The sequence below is a fragment of the Micromonospora sp. HK10 genome (assembly GCF_000982955.1).
In the GTDB taxonomy this organism is placed as follows: domain Bacteria; phylum Actinomycetota; class Actinomycetes; order Mycobacteriales; family Micromonosporaceae; genus Micromonospora.
Genome location: NZ_KQ058693.1, coordinates 1 through 1419, shown reverse-complemented (window position 1 = coordinate 1419; position 1419 = coordinate 1). Strand labels below are relative to the sequence as shown.

Annotated in this window: 1 protein-coding gene; it reads right to left on the bottom strand. The window is 67.4% G+C overall.

What is annotated here, in order from left to right; genetic code table 11:
• Positions 1-56: 56 nt before the first annotated feature.
• Complete coding sequence (locus LQ51_RS04360; RefSeq protein ID WP_046563349.1) at positions 57-1301, bottom strand: IS256 family transposase; 1245 nt, start codon at positions 1299-1301, stop codon at positions 57-59.
• Positions 1302-1419: the final 118 nt, after the last annotated feature.

The window sequence follows — 1419 nt, the reverse complement described above, 5'->3', positions numbered from 1 at the left end:
GGGTCGCGTCCGCGCGAGTGGTGTAAGAGACGGCCATCGCGGGATCCGGTCTGATGTTATGCGGCGATCGGGGCGGGGTCGGTCTGGTCGGTGACGTGTTGGTCGGTGTCGATCGTGACCATGCGGGCTTTGGCGAGTAGTTCCAGGCCCATGTAGCGGCGTCCTTCGGTCCACTCGTCGGTTTGCTCGGCCAGGACGGCGCCGACGAGGCGGATGATCGACGGCCGGTTGGGGAAGATCCCGACGACGTCGGTGCGGCGGCGGATCTCCTTGTTCAACCGCTCCTGCGGATTATTCGACCAGATCTGACGCCAGATCTCGCGCGGGAAACCGGTGAACGCGAGGAGGTCATCCCTGGCGGCGTCGAGGTGCTCGGCTGCGGCTGGGAACTTCGCCTCGATCGTGGCCACGACCCGCTGGAACTGGGCTCGGACGGCGTCGGCATCCGGCTGGTCGAAGATTGTGCGGACGAGGGTGGCGATCCAGGGCTGCGCCGACTTGGGCACCTTGGTCAGCAGGTTGCGCAGGTAGTGGGTCCGGCAGCGCTGCCACGCAGCGCCGGGCAGGGCCGCGCCGATCGCGGACACCAGGCCGGCGTGGGCGTCGGAGATGACCAGACGCACCCCGGTCAGGCCGCGGGCGGTCAGCGACCGCAGGAACGCCAGCCAGCCGGCGCCGTCCTCGTCGGAGGCGACGTCGAGGCCGAGGACTTCGCGTTGGCCGTCGGCGTTGACGCCGACAGCGATCAGCGCGTGGACGTTGACGGTGCGGCCGTGCTCGCGGACCTTCATCGTCAGCGCGTCCATCCACACGAACGTGTAGTGGCCTGAGTCGAGGGGTCGGTTGCGAAACGCCTCGACCTGGGTGTCGAGGTGGGCGGCCATCTCCGAGACCTGCGACTTCGACAGCTGCCGGATCCCGAGCTGCTCGACCAGCTTCTCCACCCGCCGCGTCGACACCCCCAGCAGATAGGAGGTGGCCACGACCGACACCAGAGCCTGCTCGGCCCGCCGACGGTGGGTCAGCAGCCAGTCCGGAAAGTACGAGCCCTGGCGCAGCTTGGGGATGGCCAAGTCGATCGTCCCGGCCCGGGTGTCCCACTCCCGAGGCCGGTATCCGTTACGCGAGTTCACCCGCTCGTCGCTGCGCTGCCCGTAACCGGCACCGCAGATCGCGTCCGCTTCCGCGGACATCAACGCCTGCGCGAACGTTTTGATCATCGCCTGCAACACGTCCGGCGACGCGCCCTCGATCTGCTCGCGCAGCAGGTCAACAGGGTTCACACTCTCTGATGCGGCCATCGCGTTCTCTCTTCCTTCTCTGACTTGGTCGTCTTGAAGGATCGACGCGATGGCCGTCTCTCATCTACGCAACACGCCCATCACGGGCAAGTCGTACACCACTCCAGCGGACGCAACC

What these genes read in the sequence shown, in the direction of transcription:
- LQ51_RS04360 (WP_046563349.1), bottom strand. Translation starts at nt 1,301, where the DNA reads ATGGCCGCATCAGAGAGTGTGAACCCTGTTGACCTGCTGCGCGAGCAG.